This window comes from Sphingomonas sp. GW821-FHT02B09 (genome assembly GCF_059421875.1).
In genome coordinates, this window is sequence record NZ_JBWKVV010000001.1 from 69,777 (window position 1) to 85,558 (window position 15,782).

11 protein-coding genes are annotated in these 15,782 nt (G+C 70.2%); 6 read left to right on the top strand and 5 right to left on the bottom strand.

The features are described 5' to 3' along the window. Positions 1 to 62: 62 nt before the first annotated feature. Positions 63 to 737, top strand: coding sequence for a response regulator (locus AC07U4_RS00290; RefSeq protein WP_038658449.1), 675 nt, complete (start codon positions 63 to 65; stop codon positions 735 to 737). Further along, positions 734 to 2,089, top strand: a complete 1,356-nt coding sequence (locus tag AC07U4_RS00295; protein WP_495194004.1) for a sensor histidine kinase — start codon at positions 734 to 736, stop codon at positions 2,087 to 2,089. The genes AC07U4_RS00290 and AC07U4_RS00295 overlap by 4 nt, the downstream gene beginning before the upstream one ends. On the opposite strand, the gene AC07U4_RS00300 is transcribed toward AC07U4_RS00295, so the two are convergent. Then, entirely contained in the window at positions 2,056 to 2,949 is an 894-nt protein-coding gene (locus tag AC07U4_RS00300; protein ID WP_495194005.1) for a LysR family transcriptional regulator, read from the bottom strand. The genes AC07U4_RS00295 and AC07U4_RS00300 overlap by 34 nt on opposite strands. A 91-nt stretch (positions 2,950 to 3,040) precedes the next feature. Here AC07U4_RS00300 and AC07U4_RS00305 point away from each other — a divergent pair, with 91 nt between their 5' ends. Next, the gene (locus tag AC07U4_RS00305) at positions 3,041 to 3,988 is read left to right on the top strand and encodes an NAD-dependent epimerase/dehydratase family protein (RefSeq protein WP_495194006.1); all 948 of its coding nucleotides are present in this window, start codon (positions 3,041 to 3,043) and stop codon (positions 3,986 to 3,988) included. A 65-nt stretch (positions 3,989 to 4,053) separates the two neighbouring features. Then, positions 4,054 to 5,076, top strand: a complete 1,023-nt coding sequence (locus tag AC07U4_RS00310; RefSeq protein WP_495194007.1) for a LacI family DNA-binding transcriptional regulator — start codon at positions 4,054 to 4,056, stop codon at positions 5,074 to 5,076. Here the strand turns inward: AC07U4_RS00310 and AC07U4_RS00315 are convergent. Beyond that, a complete protein-coding gene (locus AC07U4_RS00315) occupies positions 5,041 to 6,369 on the bottom strand; it encodes an MFS transporter (RefSeq protein ID WP_495194985.1) in 1,329 nt (442 codons plus the stop codon). The two genes, AC07U4_RS00310 and AC07U4_RS00315, sit on opposite strands and share 36 nt — an antisense overlap. Before the next feature lie 131 nt (positions 6,370 to 6,500). Between AC07U4_RS00315 and AC07U4_RS00320 the strand changes: the two genes are divergently transcribed. Continuing rightward, the gene (locus AC07U4_RS00320; RefSeq protein ID WP_495194008.1) at positions 6,501 to 8,249 is read left to right on the top strand and encodes an alpha-amylase family glycosyl hydrolase; all 1,749 of its coding nucleotides are present in this window, start codon (positions 6,501 to 6,503) and stop codon (positions 8,247 to 8,249) included. A gap of 7 nt (positions 8,250 to 8,256) precedes the next feature. Here AC07U4_RS00320 and AC07U4_RS00325 read toward each other — a convergent pair whose 3' ends face one another. Next, positions 8,257 to 9,087, bottom strand: coding sequence for an aldo/keto reductase (locus AC07U4_RS00325; RefSeq protein ID WP_495194009.1), 831 nt, complete (start codon positions 9,085 to 9,087; stop codon positions 8,257 to 8,259). Positions 9,088 to 9,127: 40 nt separating this feature from the next. Continuing rightward, positions 9,128 to 11,524 (bottom strand): TonB-dependent receptor, encoded by a 2,397-nt coding sequence (locus AC07U4_RS00330; protein ID WP_495194010.1) that lies wholly within the window; start codon positions 11,522 to 11,524, stop codon positions 9,128 to 9,130. A 236-nt stretch (positions 11,525 to 11,760) separates the two neighbouring features. On the opposite strand from AC07U4_RS00330, the gene AC07U4_RS00335 reads away from it, so the two are divergent. After that, positions 11,761 to 12,603 (top strand): PhzF family phenazine biosynthesis protein, encoded by an 843-nt coding sequence (locus tag AC07U4_RS00335; RefSeq protein ID WP_495194011.1) that lies wholly within the window; start codon positions 11,761 to 11,763, stop codon positions 12,601 to 12,603. A gap of 40 nt (positions 12,604 to 12,643) precedes the next feature. Here AC07U4_RS00335 and AC07U4_RS00340 read toward each other — a convergent pair whose 3' ends face one another. Further along, the gene (locus AC07U4_RS00340) at positions 12,644 to 15,538 is read right to left on the bottom strand and encodes a TonB-dependent receptor domain-containing protein (protein ID WP_495194012.1); all 2,895 of its coding nucleotides are present in this window, start codon (positions 15,536 to 15,538) and stop codon (positions 12,644 to 12,646) included. Positions 15,539 to 15,782 lie beyond the last annotated feature (244 nt).

Here is a 15,782-nt window from a genome sequence, read left to right on the forward strand (position 1 = left end):
TTGGAGCCGATAGGCGGGCTGGCTTACAGCGTGCTGACGGATGCTGCGGCGCGGGAGGATGTTTGCGGATTTTGCTGATCGAGGACGATGCGGCGCTGGCCGACGCGCTGACCGGTGCGCTGCGCCAGCGCGGCATGACGGTGGACCATGCCGCCAGCATCGAGGAGGCGGAGGCCTATCTCGCCGCGATCGACCATGCCGCGGTGCTGCTCGACCTCGGCCTGCCCGACGGCGACGGGCTGGCGCTGCTGCGGCGGATGCGTGCCGGCGGCAACGTCCGCCCGGTGCTGGCGCTGACCGCGCGCGGCAGCGTCGATGCGCGCATCCGCGGGCTGCACGGCGGCGCCGACGATTATATCGTCAAGCCGTTCGATCCCGACGAGCTGCACGCGCGCATCCTCGCGGTGCTGCGCCGGCAGGGCGGCTATCTGGGCGTGTCGCTGAGCTGCGCCCGGCTCGTCTTCGACGTCGAGACGCGGGTGGCGCGGGTTGGCGAGACGTTGCTGCCGCTGTCGGCGCGCGAGACCGAATTGCTCGAGCTGCTGCTCCGCCGCGGCGGCAACGTCGTGCCCAAGCGGCTGGTCGAGGATCATCTGTTCGGCGCCGGCGGCGATCTCGGCTCGAACGCGGTCGAGGTCTATGTCCACCGGCTGCGCAAGCGGCTCGACGAGGCGGAGACCGGCGCGCGGATCGAGACGGTGCGCGGCGTCGGCTATCTGCTCCGCGCGGCGGCGTGAGGCTGCGCGCGCCGAGGTCGCTCGCCGGGCAGTTCGCGCTGCTCCACGGCGTCACCGCACTGATCGCCGCGGCGATGCTGCCGCTCGGCGCCTTGATGCTGCATCGCGTCGCGCATCATTACCAGCGCGACGTGCTGCGCCAGCAGGCCGAGGGGATCGCGACGCTGCTGCGCGACCATGATCCGGGCCAGGCGATCGAGGCGGCGGACATCCTCGCGGGCGGGCTGACGCTGACCGTGGTGGACGGCGGCCGGCGCATCCTCGCGCAGCGCGGGCGGCCGCGGCCGGGGATCATCGCCGCGGTGCCGCTCGACGGGCAGTTGCGGATCGTGCGGCGGGGCACGCTGGCGGCGGTGAGCCGGCCGGCGGGCGGGCGCTGGGTGGTGGTGGCGCAGGACGATGCCGCGCCGGAGGTGGTGGCGGACGATATCGTCGACGCCTTCCTCGCGCGGTTCGCGCTGCTGCTGCTGCCGCTGGTCGTGCTGCTGCCGCTGGTCGGGGTCGGCCTGACGCGGCGGCTGACGCGGCGGATGACCGCGGCGTCTGACATCGCCGCGGCGATCGGCCCGCAGACGCTCGACCGGCGACTGCCGCACGGCACGCTGCCGTGGGAGGTCGAGCCGCTCGCCGCGGCGACCAATGCCGCGCTTGACCGGCTCGAACAGGCGTTCGCGGCGCAGACCGCCTTCGCCGCCGACGTCGCGCACGAACTGCGCACGCCGCTGGCGACGATCCGGCTGCGCGCCGATGCGATTCCCGACGAGGCCATCCGCCGCACGCTGCTCGGCGAGGTCGATCGCGCGGCGCGGGTGATCGCGCAACTGCTCGTCCTCGCCGAGCTGGAACGGCCGATCGAGGGGGCGGGGGCGGCGATCGACCTGATTTCGGTGGCCGCCGACGTGGTCGCGGACCGCGCGCCGGCGATCATCGCGGGCGGGCGGCGGATTGCGCTCGACGACCGCGGCGCGCCGGTGTTGCCCGGTTATGCCGGGGCGATCGGCCTCGCGCTGGAGAATCTGATCGACAATGCCGCGCGGCACACGCCGCCGGGGACGCGGATCACCGTGCGGGTCGGGCCGGGGCCGGAGGTGAGCGTCGGCGACGACGGCCCGCCGATCGCCGCGGCGCATCTCGAACGGATGGCGACGCGCTTCTGGCGGGCCGGCACCGCGCGCACCGAGGGTTTCGGACTCGGCCTGTCGATCGTCCAGCGCGTCGCGGCGGCGCATGGCGGACGGCTGCACATCGGCGCCGGCGACGACGGCCGCGGGTTGCGCGCGACGATCCGCTTCAAGCGGACGGCGGGGGACGCCATCGCTCAGCCGTTCGCGGCCACCGCGGAGAGGCCCTGAACCAGCGCGTCGAAGACGGCGCGATAGCGTTCGCTGCGGCGCAGATCCTCGTGCATCACGATCCACATCGGCAGCGGCAGGTCGAGCGCGTCGGGCAACAGGCGGACCAGCGCGGGATCCGTGCGGGCGATCGCGACTTGGCAGATGCCGATGCCGAAACCGGCACGGATCGCCGCCAGTTGCGCCGCCTCGCTGTCGACGCGCAGCGCGAAGGCGTCGCGGTCGATCCCCGGCAGATGGCGCATCGCGCTGCGGATGAACGGCGTCTCGGTGTCGAAGCCGATCAGGTCGTGGGCGCGCAGCTCGGCGGCGCTCTCCGGCATGCCGCGACGGTCGAGATAGTCGCGATGCGCGTGGAAGCCGACGTGGAGCGCGCCGATCCGCCGCGCGACCAGCGCCTGCTGCGTCGGCTCGACCATGCGGACGGCGATATCGGCGCGCCGCTGCAACAGATCGTCGACCTCGTTCGACAGCGCCAGCTCGACGATCAGCCCCGGATGCTCCCGGCGCAATGCGGTGAGGATCGGCGGCAGGTGTGCGACGCCGACCGAATGACTGGCGCTGATCCGCACCACGCCGGCGACCGCATCGGGCCGGCCGGTCCCGGTCCGGCGCAGCGCGTCCGCCGCCACCGCCAGCGCCTCGGCATGCGGCCGCAGCGCAAGCGCGCGATCGGTCGGCGACAGGCCGCGCTGCGAGCGGACGAACAACGTGCCGCCGATCGCGCGTTCGAGCGCATCGACGTGGCGGGCGATGCTCGGCTGGGTCATGCCGAGCGCGCGCGCAGCGGCGGACAACGAACCCTCGCGCAGCACCGCGGCGAAGCTGCGGTAGACGTCCCAACTCGGTTCGCTGTTCATGCATTTCCGTATAGCAGCCCATCGGCTTTCGACAATTCCCGTGGTGCTGGATCGCGGCCATTTCCTTCTTCGCACGATGATGGAGATGGTAATGACACAGCGGACGGCATTGATCCTCGGCGCGACCGGCGGGATCGGCGGCGCGGTCACGCAGCGGCTGCTGCACGACGGCTGGCAGGTGCGTGCGCTCGTCCGGCATGGGGCGGCGCGGCTCGATCCGCGCTGCGTGCCGGTCGTCGGCGATGCGATGGACCCGGCGGCGGTGGAGGCCGCGGCGCGCGGCGCGGCGGTGATCGTCCATGCGGTCAACCCGCCGGGCTATCGCGACTGGCAGCGGCTGGTGCTGCCGATGATCGATGCGACGATCGGCGCGGCGCGGACCAGCGGCGCGCGCATCGTCCTGCCCGGCACGGTGTACAATTACGGCCCCGATGCCGGCGACCCGATCGACGAGGATGCCCCGCAGCGGCCGGCGACGCGCAAGGGCGCGATCCGAGTGGCGCTGGAGCGGCGGTTGCAGGCGGCGGCGGAGCGCGGCGAGGCGCGGGTGCTGATCGTCCGCGCCGGCGATTATTTCGGGCCGGGCGCGGCGAACAGCTGGTTCGCGCAGGGGCTGATCGCGCCCGGCGTACGACCCAAAGTGATCCGGCAGCCGGGGCGGCGTGGTGTCGGCCACCAATGGGCGTATCTGCCCGATGTCGCCGAGACGATGGTGCGCCTGCTCGATCGGCCGGGATCGTCCGCCTTCGAACGCTTCCACATGGAGGGTCAATGGGATGGCGACGGCCGGCGGATGGTCGAAACGATCGCGCGCGTGCTCGGCGACCCCGCCGTGCCGATCCGGCCGCTGCCGTGGTGGCTGCTGCGGCTCGCCGCTTTGGTCGCGACGACGCCGCGCGAGATGATGGAGATGCGCTATCTGTGGCAGCGGCCGGTGCGGCTGGGCAATGCGCGGCTGGTCGCGGCGCTCGGCGCGGAGCCGCATACGCCGCTGGAGCGTGCGGTGCGGACGACGCTCGCCAGCCTCGGCTGCCTGTGAGCCGGGACGTCGATCGCACCGTCGTGGCTTGACTTTGCCCGCGGGCCGCGGGGTTAGTCGTCGCCATGCGTGCCAAGAGCCTTTCCGATCTCGCCCGGTTGAGCGGCCTGTCGATCTCCACCATTTCGCGCGCGCTGTCGGGTCATTGGTCGGTCGCCGAGGGGACGCGGAACCGGGTACGCGATCTCGCCGAGGCGCATGGCTATCGCCCCAACGAGATGGCGCGGAACCTGCGCCTGCAGCGGACCAATGCGATCGGCATCGCCTGGCCGCTCGGCCATGCGGTCGGGCAGCATCTCACCGATCCGTTCTTCCTCAGCCTGCTGGGGCATGTCGCCGACGCGCTGGTGCTGCACGGCTATGACATCGTGCTCAGCCGGGTGCTGCCGGCGGGCGACGACTGGCTCGACCGGCTGGTCGATTCGGGCAAGATCGACGGGCTGATCCTGATCGGCCAGTCGGATCAGGCCGAGACGATCGCGCGGGTGGCGCGGCGCTATCCGCCGCTGGTGGTGTGGGGCGCGGCGCTGCCGGACGCGGGCTATCCGACGGTCGGGTCCGACAATCGCGAAGGCGGACGGGTCGCGGCGCGCCATTTGCGCGGGCTCGGGCGGCACCGCTTCGCCTTCGTCGGCGATGCCGGCCTGCCCGAATTCGGCCAGCGGCTCGCCGGCTTTCGCGTGGAACTGGCGGGGGTGGAGGTCGCGATCGTGCCGGCGGCGGCGACGGTCGATGCCGCCGCCGCGGCGGTGGCCGCGTGGTGGCGCGGCGGCGGGCGCGCCGATGCGCTGTTCGCCGCATCCGACGTGGCGGCGATCGGGGCGATGCAGGCGCTGGCCGCGGCGGGGGTCAAGGTACCGGAGGAGGTCGCGATCGTCGGCTATGACGACGTGGCGATGGCGGCGCATGTCACGCCCGGCCTGACGACGATCCGCCAGGATGTCGCCGAGGGCGCGCGGCGGCTGGTCGCGGCGCTGTTCGAGCGGCTCGCCGGGCGGGCCGCGCCGTCGTGCCTGCTGCCGGCCACGCTGATCGTGCGCGGCTCGACCGTCTCAGGCGGCGGCGTGGCGCGGCCCGCGGACGGCTAGCGTCGCGATTGCGGCGGCGATCATCAGCCCGCCGGCGAGCATGATGACGTGGCGCGGATCGCCGCCGAGCTGCGAGCGGTAGAGCAACGGCATCGTGACGCTCTCGATCATCATCGGCACGACGATGAACATATTGAAGATGCCCATATAGACGCCGTTGCGCTCGGCCGGGATGCTGTCGGTCAGCATGACATAGGGATTGCCCATCAGGCTCGCCCATCCGCAGCCGATGCCGAGCATCGGCAGCAGCAACGTCCAGCGATCGGCGCAGAAGGGGATGGCGAGCATCGCGAGCCCGGCGAACGCGACGCAGGCGGCGTGGACGATCTTCGGCCCGGCACGCCGGGTGAAGGGGACGAGCGCGAAGGCGGCGACGAAGGCGACGAAATTGTAGAAGCCGCCGAGCAGGCCGACGTCGAGCGCCGCCTGGCGGAAGCCGGCGCTGGCGGGGTCGGCGGTGTGGTAGAGCGAGGCGGCGAGGCCGTGGGCGATGAACTGCCAATAAGCGAACATCGCATACCATTGGCAGAACATCGCGATCCCCAGCCGGCGCATCGCCAGCGGCATCTCGCGGATCGCCACCGCGATATCGGCGAGCGCGGTCGCCGCCGACAACGGGCGGCGCCGTATCGCCGCCACCGCCGCGGGATCGAGCGGCAGTTCGGGCACCCGCCATACCGACCAGAGGATCGTGCCGAGCGACAGCGCCGCGCCGATCAGGAAGGCGATACGGGTGATATCGGGAATGCCGTTGGCGTCGACCGCATCGCGGCTCATGCCGATCGCGACGAGCAGCGACGGCGACAGATAGGCGAGCGTCTGCGCCAGACCGGTGAACGCGCTCTGCATCAGGAAGCCGAGCGGCCGCTGCCCCGCGTCGAGCCGGTCGCCGACATAGGCGCGATAGGGCTCCATCGTGACGTTGTTGGCGGCATCGAGGATCCACAACAGGCTCGCCGCCATCCACAGCGTCCGGCTGTACGGCATCGCCAGCAGCCCCAGCGAACACAGGATGGCGCCGATCAGGAAATAGGGCGTGCGCCGCCCCCAGCGACTCACCGTGCGATCCGACAGCGCGCCGACGATCGGCTGGACGAGCAGCCCGGTCACCGGCCCGGCGAGCCAGAGCAGCGGCAGCGTCGCCTCGTCGGCGCCGAGATAGCCGTAGATCGGCCCCATATTGGCCTGTTGCAGTCCGAAGCTGAATTGCAGGCCGAAAAAGCCGAGGTTCATCTGGACGATGTGCCAGACGCCGAGCCGCCCTGCCGTCGTGCCGCCTGTCCTGTCGTGCATCGTCGCCTCTCCCCCCGGGGCCGCCGTCATATCCGCTCCGCTTGACGATCACAATCGATTGTGAAAGTCGGCGCGGATCATCGGGGCAGGCAGGCCGCAGCGGGTGATACCGGCGGCACGGGAGGACGGACATGCACGGTTCACCAGTGGCGGGCGACGGCCCGGCGGATCGCGGCGCGGCGCTGATCGCCTTGCTCGATCCCTTGTATCGCGATCATCCGCAATGGGCCGTCGAGCAGGCCCGGCTGCGCGCGGTGCTCGATGCCGCCGCCGAGGCGCGCGCCTATGATCTGCGCACGCTCGATGGCGACCGTGCGGCGGATCCGCGCTGGTTCGGCGCGTCCGACATGATCGGCTACAGCTTCTACGTCGATCGCTTCGCGCGCAATCTGGCGGGGCTGCAAATGCGGCTGGGCTGGCTCAACCGGCTGGGCGTGCGGCTGCTCCACCCGCTGCCGATGACGCTGCCGCAATCGGGCGACAGCGACGGCGGCTTCGCGGTCGCCGATTATCGCGCGATCGATCCGCGGCTCGGCAGCGTCGACGACGTGCGTGCGATCGCCCGCGACCTGCACGAGCGCGGCATGGCGCTAGCGATGGACTGCGTGCTCAACCATTGCGCGCGCGATCACGCCTGGGCGCAGGCGGCGCTAGCCGGCGATGCAAACAAGCGCAGTTATTTCCGGATCGTGGCGCAGGCCGAGGAGGTCGCGGCGTGGGAGGCGGGGCTGGACGAAGTCTTCCCCGATACCGCGCCGGGCAATTTCACGTACGAGCCGGCGCTCGACGGCTGGGTGTGGACGACCTTCTATCCGTTCCAATGGGATCTCGACTGGTCGAACCCGGCGGTGTTCCGCGAGATGCTCGACGTATTGCTGTTCTGGGCGAACGTCGGCGTCGACGTGTTCCGGCTCGACAGCGCGCCCTATCTCTGGAAGCGGCAGGGCACGGCGTCGCGCAACCTGCCCGAGACGCACCGGCTGGTCGCCGCGCTGCGCGCCGGGCTCGACGCGGTGGCGCCGGGCGTCGCGCTGCTCGCCGAGGCGATCGAACAGACCCGCGAGGTGCTGCCCTATCTGGAGCCGGCGGACGGCAGCCGCGCCTGCCAGATCGCCTATCACAACGGCGCGATGGCGGCGCTGTGGACCGCGCTGGCGACCGGGGATGCGGCGCCGTTGGTCACCGTGCTCGACCGGACCCGGCTGGCGCGGCCGGATACCGCGTGGCTGACCTATCTGCGCTGCCACGATGACATCATCTGGACGGCGCTGCGCGGGATCGTGCCGGAGGCGGTGCTGCGCGACTGCTCGGCCTTCTTCGCCGGGGAGGGCAGCTATGCGCAGGGCCGCTCGTTCCAGGCGCGCGCCGATGCGCCGGTCGCGACGGTCGGCATGCTGGCGTCGCTGCTCGGCGGCGAGGGGGAGGCGACGCTGGCGCGCTATCGGCTGATGCTGGGGGTGCTTTTGGCGCTGCCGGGGATGCCGATGCTCTATATGGGCGACGAGATCGGCCTGCCCAATGACGACGAGGGCGCGGCGGCGCTCGACGCGCGCTGGCTGCACCGGCCGGCGATGGACTGGACCCGTGCCGAGGCGGCGGCCGGCGACGCCGGTCCGGGGGCGCCGTTCCTCCGCATCACCCGTGCGCTGCTCGCGGCGCGCGCCGACAGCCCCGCCTTCGCCGCTGCGGCACCGGCGCGGGCCGAAGTGACGGCGGACGGCGTGATGGTGATCGACCGCGGCGAGGTTGTGGTGCTCGCCAATTTCCACGACACCGCGCGGCCGATCGATCGCGGCGGCGACCGCACCGACATGCTGACCGGCGCGCCCGCGGGCGAGACGATCCCGGGCTACGGCCTGCTCTGGCTGGCGCGCGACTGAGCGCCAGTCACAGCATCTCGAGCGGCACCGGCCGGGTCGGGCGTGGGAAGAGCTGGTCGAGGCGGGCGAGGTCTTCGCCGGTGAGCGTCAGGTCGGCGGCGGCGCGGTTGGCCTCGACATGGGCGAGCGTGCCTGCCTTGGGGATGGCGATGACGCCGTCGCGGGCCAGCAGCCAGGCGAGCGCGAGCTGCGCCGCCGTCACGTCCCTCTCCGCCGCCAGCGACCGCAAGCCGGGATGGGCGGCGAGGCGGCCCTGCTCGACCGGGCTATAGGCCATGACGGGGATCGTGCGCTGCGCCAGCCAGGGCAGCAGGTCATGTTCGGGGCCGCGACGGGTGAGATTGTAGAGGATCTGGTCGGTGGCGCAGGCGGCACCGCCCGCGGCGATCAGCTCGTCCATATCATCGGTATCGAGATTGCTGACGCCCCAGCGCAGGATCTTGCCCTCGGCGACCAGCCGCTCCATCGCCGCGACCGTCTCGCCGAGGGGCACGCCGCCACGCCAGTGGAGCAGATAGAGGTCGAGCCGGTCGGTGCCGAGCCGGCGCAGGCTCGCCTCGCATGCCTGCGGCAGCCGGTCGCGGGAGGCGTTCTGCGGATAGGCCTTGCTGACCAAGAACACGCCGTCGCGGCGGCCGGCGATCGCCTCGCCGACCAGCCGTTCGGATTCGCCGTCGGCGTACATCTCGGCGGTGTCGATCAGCGTCAGGCCGAGGTCGATACCGGCGCGTAGCGCGGCGATCTCGTCGGCGCGACGCGCGGGGTCCTCGGCCATCATCCAGCTGCCCTGGCCGAGCGCGGGAACGTGGGTGCCGTCGGGCAAGGCGATAGTCTTCATGGCGGTTCGAACGCCCGAGCGTCGATTTGGATCGACGGGGTCAGAAGCGCAACGACGTCTCCACGCCGATCTCGCGCGGCCGGCCGGGGGTGAAGCGATCGATGCCGAAGCCGCCGAAGAAGCCGGTCCGCGCCTGCTGCGTCACCGTGTCGAAGAGGTTGGTGCCCCACAGGCCGATCCGCCACGGCCCGTCGGCGCGCGGGGCGAAATCGAGCCGGAAGCCGACCAATGCATAGGCCGGCAGGCGGCAGACATAGTCCGCGCCCGACTGGCAGGCGGGCTTGGCGCCGACGCCGCGCAGGTCGACGCTCGGCGTCACCGTACCGCCGTCGGCGAGATGCAGGTCGTACGCGACCGCGGCGCTGTAGGTATATTTGGGCGCGGAACTGACCGGCGTGTCGAGTGTCAGCGACACCGCATTGGGGCGGATGCTGTCGTAACCCTGCGTCAGATAGGCGGCGTTGCCGCGCAGCGTCAGGTCCGGCACCGGGCGCAACACCACCTCCGCCTCGAATCCCGCTTCGTGCGCGGAGGCGGCGCTCTGCACCTGCCGGGTCGAGACGTTGCCGATCAGCACGTTCACGCCTGCCTGGATATCCGTGTATTTCTGGTAGAAGCCGGACAAATTGACGACCGCGCGCCGCGCGAGCAGGTCGAGCTTGATCCCGGCCTCGTACGACCACAATTTCTCGGGATCGTAGGAGGAGGGGAAGCGGCCGTCGCTCGACGGGCCGCCGATCTGCTGGTTGAAGCCGCCGGCGTTATAGCCGTGTGCCGCGGTGAGATAGGTGAACACGGTGTTCGACCAGCGATAGGACAGCTGGAGCTTGGGATCGAAGCCGTCCCAATGATCCCGGCCGCTGGCGGTGAACGGCGCGCCGCCGCAATTGGCGATGCCGCCGAGAAAGTCGCCGGTGAAATAGCCGCACGACGTCGGCACGCCATTGTAGAGGAAGGTGTTGGTGCGGCCGGCGAAGAAGACGTAGCTCGATCCGGTCTTGCGGTCGTAGGTGTAGCGCGCGCCGAGCGTCAGTTCGAGCTTCGGCGTGACCTTGTACGATGCCTGCGCGAAGCCGGCGTAGCTGCGGTAGGTGAGCGCGGCATCGTAGACGTAGCCGAGCGGATCGATCCAGTCGGGGCCGGTGTCCTGCAGGAAGCGGGTCTTCTGCTGGAAGTAGAAGGCGCCGGCGAGGAAGGTGAGGCGGTCGTCGGCGACGGTGCCGCCGATCGTCACCTCCTGCGTGAACTGGCTGGTGCGGGTGTCGTCATATTCTGCGTAGATGTCGTCGGGGGCGTTGTTGACCGGCGTGTAGAAGCGCGCGCGCGAGCGGCGATAGGCGGTGACGCTGTGAAGCGCGATGCCGCCGCCGAGATCGTAGCCGAGGCGGCCGTTGAGCGTCGTCGCCGTCGTGCGGTTGAACGGGCCGAGGCCGCGATAGCGGCCGACGCCGTCGGCGTCGCCGCCGCGGGCGAGGTCGGTGACCGCGGCGCTGGTCGGGGCGAGCAGCGTCGCGGCGCCATAGACCGTGTCGCTGCGCCCGAGCACGGGATAAGCGGTGCAATAGGGCACGCGATGCAGCGCATCGTAATTCTGGATATAGTCCGCGCCAGGCAGGCAGGCGAGCGGGATGGTTGCGCCACCGTCGGTCGAGGAGCGGTTGTACTCGCCGAGCAGGTCGATGGTGAGCGGGCCGCCCTTGTCGAGCCGCAGCTGCAGCCGGCCCGACTGGTTGTTGACGTTGCCGTTGCGCCCGTCGTCGAGGACGTGCCTGATGAAGCCGCGGACGCTCTGCGTGCGGAAGCTGGCGCGGGCGTAGATACCGTCCGCCAGCGGCAGGTTGAGCGCGCCCTCCGTGTCGATGCGGCGCAGGCTGCCGGCGCGAACCTGCGCATAGCCTTCGAACCGGTCGGTCGGACGCTGCGTGGTCAGCAGCACCGCGCCCGCAGTGGTGTTCTTGCCAAACAGCGTGCCCTGCGGCCCCTTGAGCACCTGCAACGACGCAATGTCGTAGAAATAGAGGTCGTTGCCCTCCTGCCGGCTGACGTACATCTCGTCGACGTAGAAGCCGGCCTTGGTGTCGGAATTGACCTGGTTGAAGGTCTGGCCGATGCCGCGAACGGTGAAGCTCGTTCCTCCCGACAGCAGCGGCACCAGTTCAAGGTTGGAGACCGCGCCGCGCAGGTCCTGAAAGCTGCGGACGTTCTGCTGGAGCAGGTCGCTGCCGGACAGGACGGTGGCGGAAACCGGCGTGGTGGCGAGGCTTTCCGTGCGGCGGCGGGCGGTGACGGTGATCTCGGCGATCTCCGACGGTGCGGGGCTCGCGGCCGCATCCGGCTGGGGCGCGACCGACTGTGCCGCCGCGGGGGCCGCGACGATGCCGGCGGCGAGCGCGACCACGCACAGGACGTGCGGCGCCGATGATCGAAATACTGCCATGATTCCCCCGTCGCGGACATGTCGCCCGTCATTCCCGTCCGCTGGTCGCGGCCGATGCGATCATTCCTACCGGCGGGATCGGAATGGCAGACAGAGGAATTGTTGGCCGCGGCATCGCTCGGCTTGGGCGGCGTCGCCGCCGGCCGATTGCCGCATCGTCGACCAGCGTCCGCTTCGCATCATGGTGATCGCGGGGTAAGGGCGCGGGTACGTCCGCCAGCAGGAGGCTCTTCTCGATGACCCGTCCGTTCCGCCTCGTCGATGTGTTCGGCACCGGTGCCTTCACCGGCAATCCGCTCGCCGTGATCGCCGACGCCGATGGCCTGTCGGGCGAGGAGATGCAGGCGATCGCCGCCTGGCTGAACTTCTCGGAGACGACCTTTCTGCTGCCGCCGCGCGATCCGGCCGCGGATTATCGCGTCCGCATCTTCACCATGGCGCACGAACTGCCGTTCGCCGGCCATCCGACGCTGGGCAGCGCGCATGCGTGGCTGGAAGCGGGCGGCCGGCCGAAGACGGACGGGACGATCGTGCAGGAATGCGGCGTCGGGCTCGTTGCGATCCGTCGCGGCGCGGATCGGCTGGCGTTCGCGGCGCCGCCGCTGGTGCGCGGCGGCACGCCGAGCGAGGCGGAGATCGACGCGGTGGCGGCGATCCTGCATCTCGACCGCGCCGCGATCGTCGATGCCGCCTGGGTCGACAACGGGCCGGGCTGGATCGCGGTGATGCTCGACTCCGCGAACGCGGTGCTGGCGGTGGAGCCGGTGCGCCATCATCCCAGCCATGTCGACATCGGCATCGTCGGGCCGCACCCCGCCGGCGGCGATGCGGCGTTCGAGCTGCGCGCGATCTTCAGCGACGCGCATGGCGGTTTGATCGAGGACCCGGTGACCGGCAGCCTCAACGCCTCGGTCGGCCAATGGCTGTTCGCGAGCGGCCGGGCCAGCGGCGGCTATGTCGCCGCGCAGGGCACGCGGCTGGGGCGGACCGGGCGCGTCCACGTCACGCAGGACGGGGCGGGGCAGGTCTGGGTCGCCGGCGAGACCCGCACGCTGTTCGTGGGCGAAAGCGGCGCGTGACGGAAGCCGGCGCGGATGATCCGCGCCGGCCCCATGCCGCCTAGAAGTGGACGTTCGCGCCGAAGCGGAAGGTCCGGCCGACCGCGCCGATCTGCGTATAGGTCGGGTTGTAGTTGGTCGCGGCGTAATTGCCCGCGTTGAGCGGCGCCTTGGCGTCGAGCAGGTTGATGACGTTGAAGTAGAAGTTGAACTTGTCGTTGACCTTGACGCTGCCGGTCAGGTCGACGTCGATGAAGCGGCGGACGTGGCAGTTGAAGTTCGGATCGCTGCCGCCATAGGTGCTGCCGCCGTTGCAATCGGTGGTGCCGAACTGGTCGAAGGCGACCGCCTTGTAGCCGGCCACGTAATATGCGGTGCCGGTCAGCGTGTAGGCGCCATATTCGACGCTGTTCTGCCAATTGCCGCGCCATTGCGGCGTGCCCGCGCCCGACGAGGTGATGTAGGGCGCCTGCGTGCCGACGAAGTCGCTGTAGGGCTGGTCGGCGCTCGGCTTGAACAGATAGTGGAGGATGTAGGTCGCCTCCGCGCGGCTGGTGACGTGCAGATCGTCGCTCGGATGGAGCTGGACCAGCGCCGACACGTCGATCCCCGAGGTCTTGAGCGCGGCGGCATTGGCGAAGGGCGAGTTGACGAACAGCGCGCGTTGCGGCGCGTTGGGGAAGGCCGGATCGATCGCATCCGGCGTCACCGTATAGCCGTTGGGCAATTGGGTGCCGGCATAATAAGCCGCGAGCGCCTGGTTCGACAGCGGACCGCCCGAGATCACGTCGGTCTTCTTGATGTTGTAGTAATCGGCGGTGAAGCTCAGCCAGCGCAGCGGCTGGACGACGACGCCGCCGGTGAAGCTGCGCGACAGTTCAGGCTTGATGTTGGGATTGCCGACGGTGTTGAACCCGATCGAGTAGCTCTGGTTGTAGGCGCTGCCACCCGAACAGGTGCCGTCGGCGGCGACGGTGCCGCCATGCTGCGCCTGGATCGAACAGGGCGCCTTGGTGGTGGTGAAGCCGATCACCGAACCCGACGTCTCGGCGAAGCTCGGCGCGCGGAAGCCCTTCGAGAAGGTGCCGCGGATCGCGAGCTGGCGGAACGGCGTGAACTTGGCGCCGATCTTCGGCGAGAAGCGATTGTAGCCCTCCTCGTAATGATCGAACCGGCCTGAGCCGTTGATCTCCAGGCTGGTCAGCACCGGCGCGTTGACCTCGAAATAGCCCGATTCCACCGTGCGGCTGCCGACCGCGGTATATTGGTTGAGCCCGATCGTGGTGAGGTTCGGATTCTGGTTGGGATCGTTCTGCGCCTCGTAGCGGAACGAGCCGCCGACGCCGAGCTGCAGCGGACCGCCGGGCAGCGCGAGCAGGTCCTTGGTCAGCACCGCCTGGATCATGTCGAGGTCGCTGGTCGCCTGCGTCCGCACCGCCGGCGACAGCGCGCTGCGCACCGCCGCGCTGTTCTGCGTCGGGTCGACGAAATTGTAGCTGCCGGTGTTGATCGCGTTGGTCAGTGCGGTGAGGTTGAGATAGCCGTTCTGGGTGATGTCGAGCCACGAATGCGCGACCGTCGCCGACACCGAATAGCCCCAGCCGTCGCCGAACCGGCCGTCGATCCCCGCCGCGCCGCGCAGCACGTGGTTCTTGTAATCCGACGAGCCCGGTATGTCGCCGAACCGGTAATAGATCGACGCCGGCTGGCCGGTGGCGGCGAAGGGGTTGTTGGGGTTGAGCTGGCCGTTGCTCAGCAGCACCGGCAGGACGATGTTCTGCGTGTTGATCGGATTGTACGAGCGGATGTTGGCGGCGGTGCTCGACGCCTTCACCTCGTTCTGGAAATAGGAGGCCATGATATAGGCCTGGGTCTGGTCGTTGACCTGCGCCGTCGCATGGACGGTGACGCCGAAGCGGGTCTGTTCGGGCTGGATCTGGCCATAATCGGCGACGAGATTCTGCTGGCAGCCGTTACCGGCGGTGCCGCTGATCGGCGTCGTCGAGCCGGTGCAGCCATTGGGGTTGAGCACCTGGAACGGCCCGGTCGCCAGCCCCGATCCGGACAGGACGTTGCCCGGCGTCAGCTGCGTCGTCGGCGCGACCACCGCGCTGGTCGTCGTGCCGGGGACGGCGGACCCGGCATTGTTGTTGTCGCCGCCGATCCCGCTCAGATCGGCGGTGTTGAGCGGAAAGCCGCGGTTGCGCGCCCAGATCGGGTCGTCGTGCTGATATTCGCCGCTGATGTAGAGGTTGAACCCCTTGTCCTTGAGATGGCCGGTGCCGAGCGTCAGCGTCGCGCGCTGCTCACCGCCGTCGCCGCGCTGCGACACGCCGCCCTCGACGGTGCCGTAGACCCCGGTGATCTCCTTCTTCATGATGATGTTGACGACGCCGCCGATCGCGTCGGCGCCATAGCTGGACGAGGCGCCGTCCTTGAGCACCTCGACCCGGTCGACGATCGCGTCGGGAATGGTGTTGAGGTCGACGAACGAACGCTGGCCGTCGTCGGACAGCGGATAATTGGCGGTGCGCAGCCCGTCGATCACGGTCAGCGTCGAATTGACCGTCAGCCCGCGCAGCGACACGCCCGACGAACCCGCGCCGAAGCCCGAGGAGAAAGCGGTCGGGATCGAGCCGCTGCTGTCCGCCGAGATCGAGCGGATCGCATCGGAGACGGTGGTGATGCCCGCCTTGGCGAGCGAGTCCGCGGTCAACGTGGTGACCGGCGAGGGCGTCTCGGTATCGGTGCGGCGGAACAGCGATCCGGTGACGATGATGTCCGCGCCGGTGGCGGGGGTCGCCTGTGCGGACGGTTGCGCCGTTTGGTCGGGCGCGGCCGCCGCCGGGGCGGCGGTGTCCTGTGCATTGGCGTCCTGGGCGGCGGCCGGGCTGGCCGTGATCGCCATGCCGATCATCGCGGCGGGCAGCAGCACGGGCAGGGCCGCGCCGCGCATCAGGGACGTCCGGATCGGGGAAACTCGGGTCAAGGCTAGATACTCGACCTGACATCCGCGGGACCGGCGACACGGCCCATTGTCGTGTCGCTGTGCGGAAGCAGCACTCGCTGTCGGGCGAGTTAGGAGGGTGCCGAGCGTGGTGTAAACGACTGGGACAAGCCGGATTTCGGAAGCAGATCCGGTGTTGCCCGGCGGCTACGGATAATGACAATTACACCATGGTCCAGCATGGACATGAAGT

Excerpts from the sequence above, each read along its gene's own strand:
- AC07U4_RS00325 (WP_495194009.1), bottom strand. The coding sequence starts at position 9,087 with ATGAAGACTATCGCCTTGCCCGACGGCACCCACGTTCCCGCGCTCGGC.
- AC07U4_RS00300 (WP_495194005.1), bottom strand. The coding sequence starts at position 2,949 with ATGAACAGCGAACCGAGTTGGGACGTCTACCGCAGCTTCGCCGCGGTG.
- AC07U4_RS00310 (WP_495194007.1), top strand. The coding sequence starts at position 4,054 with ATGCGTGCCAAGAGCCTTTCCGATCTCGCCCGGTTGAGCGGCCTGTCG.
- AC07U4_RS00315 (WP_495194985.1), bottom strand. The coding sequence starts at position 6,369 with ATGCACGACAGGACAGGCGGCACGACGGCAGGGCGGCTCGGCGTCTGG.
- AC07U4_RS00320 (WP_495194008.1), top strand. The coding sequence starts at position 6,501 with ATGCACGGTTCACCAGTGGCGGGCGACGGCCCGGCGGATCGCGGCGCG.
- AC07U4_RS00340 (WP_495194012.1), bottom strand. The coding sequence starts at position 15,538 with ATGCGCGGCGCGGCCCTGCCCGTGCTGCTGCCCGCCGCGATGATCGGC.
- AC07U4_RS00330 (WP_495194010.1), bottom strand. The coding sequence starts at position 11,524 with ATGGCAGTATTTCGATCATCGGCGCCGCACGTCCTGTGCGTGGTCGCG.
- AC07U4_RS00305 (WP_495194006.1), top strand. The coding sequence starts at position 3,041 with ATGACACAGCGGACGGCATTGATCCTCGGCGCGACCGGCGGGATCGGC.
- AC07U4_RS00335 (WP_495194011.1), top strand. The coding sequence starts at position 11,761 with ATGACCCGTCCGTTCCGCCTCGTCGATGTGTTCGGCACCGGTGCCTTC.